Raw genomic sequence first — 3,922 nt, 5'->3', positions numbered from 1 at the left:
TTTGTTCTTTGGTATATTTTGCCATAGACCCGTCCTCTTTTAATTATTTTTTGCCATGTCTTTATGTTATTATTTATATGGTTTTGTGTCAACAAAAACTTTAAAATTATAATATTATATTTATTTAAACAAATTATAAGCCAAGATTATGGTTATGTATATAATTATAATTAATTTTAATTCAAAAAAACAAATTATCATAAAAATTGATAAAATTTTTTAAAAAATAAAAAAATTATAAGGAAAATAAATTATAAATATATAATGCGTTATTTTTCTTAAATTTGCAAATATTTTGTAAGGGAGGGCTTGTACAATATAAAATCATTATTAGGCTTTCGCGGTATTTGCAAACGCTATATATTGAAACATCCCCAAACGCGCCGTCCCATTCAATTATTTTAAAAACGCAATATATTAAAAACATCCCTCTTTTTTATGAGGGATGTTTTTTTGTTTTTATTTTTTTAGCAATTCTTTAGCGGCGTTTGCCACATTTTCAGCGGTCAGCCCGTATAACTCAAACAATTGCTTGGCCGGGGCCGAAGCGCCGAAACTGTCCACGCCCAAAACTTTGCCGTCCAGGCCCGTATATTTGTGCCAGCTGTAGCTTGAGCCCGCTTCCACGGCCACCCTTGCTCTGATACGGTCGGGCAATACGCTTTCTTTATATTCAGGGCTTTGCGCCTCAAATACTTCCATGCAAGGCATGGAAACTACGCGGGATTTGACGCCTTGCTCTTTTAACAACTCTTGGGCTTTTAGGATAACCTCAACCTCCGAGCCGCTTGCCATCAAGATTACATCGGGCTCGCCCTCGCAATCGGACAAGACATATCCGCCCTTTAGCGCGCCGCGGCCGTCGGCGTTAAGCTGGGGCAGGTTTTGACGGGACAATACAATGGCGGTCGGGCTAGTCCCCGACAGCGCGCTTATATAAGCCGCCGTAGTTTCGCAACCGTCCGCGGGACGGAATACTTTAAGATTGGGGATCGCCCTTAGCGCTATCAGGTGTTCTATGGGCTGATGCGTAGGCCCGTCTTCGCCAACGCCTATGCTGTCGTGCGTCAAAACATAAATAACGGGTATGTTCATAAGCGCGGACAACCTTATGGCGTTTTTCATATAATCCGAAAACACAAAGAACGTGGAGCAGAACACATTAAACCCGCCGTGCAAGTATATTCCGTTGCAGACTGCCGCCATAGCGTGCTCCCTTACGCCAAAATGCAAATTCCTGCCTACGCGGTTATCGGCCGAATAGGAGCCTTTGTTCTTGAGATAGGTTTTGGTGGAAGGCGACAAATCGGCGGAGCCTCCTATAAGGTTGGGCAAAATATCCGCCAGTTTATTCAATATTATTCCGCTTGAGTTTCTGGTGGCATCGGCCTTGTCGGCAAATTCCCACAAACTCTCTATTTTAACGAGCTCGGGGATTTTATTTTCCAGCATGCCCATAAATTCATCATACTCTTGCGGATATAGCTCTTTATATTTTTGGACTAGGTTGTTCCAACGCTCTTCTGCCTCAATGCCGCGCTTAGCCAAATTATTATAATGCTCGTAAACCTCAGAAGGCACTTCAAAGGGCTCGTAATTCCAGCCCAAAAACTCTCGGGTCTTTTTGATATTTTCTTCGCCCAAAGGCGAGCCGTGGCAGTCGTGCGTTCCCGCCAAAGGGCTTCCGTATCCAATCTGGGTTTTGACCACTATCAAAGACGGCTTGTCCTTTGCGGCTTTTGCGGCGTTGATTGCCTTGGACAATTCTTCTAAATCATTGCCGTCTTTAACATACTGAATATCCCAGCCTTGCGCTTTGTGCCGCGCCGCCACATCCTCGCAAAAAGCTATATTAATGTTGCCTTCTATTGAAATATCGTTGCTGTCGTACAGCACGATAAGTTTGCCAAGCTTCAATGTTCCCGCCAGCGACGCCGCCTCGCTTTCTATTCCTTCCATCATGCAGCCGTCGCCCGCGATTACGTAGGTATAATGGTCCACGATATTAAAGCCGTCTTTATTAAAGCGCGCCGCAAGCATGCTCTCGGCGATAGCCATTCCCACGGCGTTTGCCACGCCCTGCCCCAACGGCCCTGTCGTAGTCTCCACGCCCGCGGTATGCCCGTATTCGGGATGCCCGGGGGTCTTGGAGTTTAGCTGGCGAAAGTTTTTGATATCCTCAATCTCAAGGCCGTAACCAAACAAATGCAGCAACGAATACAAAAGCATTGACCCGTGACCCGCGGACAAGACAAACCTGTCGCGGTTAAAAAACTTGGGGTTTTTGGGGTTATGCGTCATATGGTTCGCCCACAGCTCGTAAGCCATAGGCGCGGCTCCCAAGGGCAAGCCGGGGTGTCCGCTTGTGGCTTTTTGGATCGCGTCCGCTGAAAGCATCCTTATCGCGTTAATAGCTTTGGAAGTTATACTGTCCATATATTTGCTCCGCTCCTATAAATCTTTTTTAATCTATATGTTAGCTTTTTTTGGCAAGTTTTTGTTCCGTTATATATGACTTTAAAACGCCCAAATCCAATTCTTCATGCTTTTTTAACACATTATATAGTTTTTTAACGGCAAAAAACACGCCGCCTTGTCTATCGCTTTCTATGTTAACGGGCAAGATAGGGTCGTGGACGCTTTGCCTTATAAGCATCCAGCCGTCTAAGAAATTAACCCTAACGCCCTCATAACTTTGGGCAAGCCTAAAGCCCATTTTTTTGGCGAATACTTTTTCCAGCCTGGCCATAATTTCTCGGGCGGATTTTTTCCAGTCTTTACAGCTGGGCTTAAAGCCCAACCTTGCTTCGTATGTTTCTATGGGCTCTTTTAAATCCTCTATTAAAGACAACAGCGTTTTGTTTTGTTTTTTTAGCTGGCACAGCTTGATTAAGATTCTGATAACTAGATAGGCCCCGTCGTCCAAAAAATAATTTTCCAAAAACGCCGCGTGCCCGCTAGTTTCTATCGCCAAGGGCGCGTAAACGCCCACGCTGTTTAGCTCTTTGGCTTCGTTGATTACATTTTTATAACCGCGCTTAAATCTATGGTGGTTGCCTTTGCGGCTGACGATAAATTCCGTAAGGGCGTCGCTTGTGACGCTGTCGGTAACTATGGTGGCGCCGGGCTGTTCTTCTAATAAAATAGCCGAAACCAGCGCTATCAGCCTGTTGCGGTTAATCTCCTGCCCGTCGGGCGCGACGCACGCCGCCCTGTCAACATCGGTGTCAAATATAATGCCAAGGTCGGCTTTGCTTTTTAATACGCGCTTGCTTATATGCCGCATGGCCTCGGGGTCTTCGGGATTGGGCGCGTGGTTGGGAAACATCCCGTCGGGCTCTAAGTATTGGCTGGCAGAGGTGTCAGCGCCCAAGGGTTTTAAAACCCTATCCACAAAAAACCCGCCCGCGCCGTTGCCGGCGTCAACCGCTATCTTGAGGTCTTTCAAAGGATAGGTTTCGCCCGTGGCTTTTCTAATTTTATCAATTAAGAATTCGCAATAATATTTTAAATAATCGTCTTTTATGACTTTGCCGCCGCGACCCTTTAGGCCGCTTTTGGCCTGGGCCAAATCCAAAATGCCGATTATGTCTTCTTTTTCAAGCCCGCCTTGCGAATCAAAAAACTTTAGGCCGTTTTTGTAATAAGGATGATGGCTAGCCGTAATCATTATGGCGCCGTGCGCTTGGACCTTTTCATGCCGCGTCATCATAAACATAGACGGCGTGGAACAAAGGCCGCATTGCAAGACAATACACCCGCTTTCTTTTAGCGCCTTAATCGCTTGGGCTTCTATGCGCTGGGCCGATATCCTGGAGTCGTGCCCTACGGCAATAGTCATTTTGGATTTTACCTTGGCGGACAGCCAATAAGCAAACGCTTTTGTAATCCAATATACAACCTCGTCGGTGAGTTCTATTTC

General features: G+C 45.7%; 2 protein-coding genes. Both read right to left on the bottom strand.

Features of this window, described 5'->3' with window-relative positions; all coding sequences use genetic code 11:
• Nucleotides 1-459: 459 nt before the first annotated feature.
• Nucleotides 460-2,436 (bottom strand): transketolase, encoded by a 1,977-nt coding sequence (gene tkt / locus GX756_00260; GenBank protein ID NLC16303.1) that lies wholly within the window; start codon nt 2,434-2,436, stop codon nt 460-462.
• A gap of 40 nt (nt 2,437-2,476) precedes the next feature.
• The coding region (locus tag GX756_00255; GenBank protein ID NLC16302.1) for a phosphomannomutase/phosphoglucomutase at nt 2,477-3,922 on the bottom strand (1,446 nt) is incomplete at its 5' end.

It is taken from the genome of Clostridiales bacterium, assembly GCA_012512255.1.
Classification (GTDB): Bacteria; Bacillota; Clostridia; order Christensenellales; family DUVY01; genus DUVY01.
The sequence above is the reverse complement of the archived record's forward strand: the minus strand, read 5'-3'. Positions and strand labels throughout refer to the sequence as shown.

Excerpts from the sequence above, each read along its gene's own strand:
- tkt (NLC16303.1), bottom strand. The coding sequence starts at position 2,436 with ATGGACAGTATAACTTCCAAAGCTATTAACGCGATAAGGATGCTTTCA.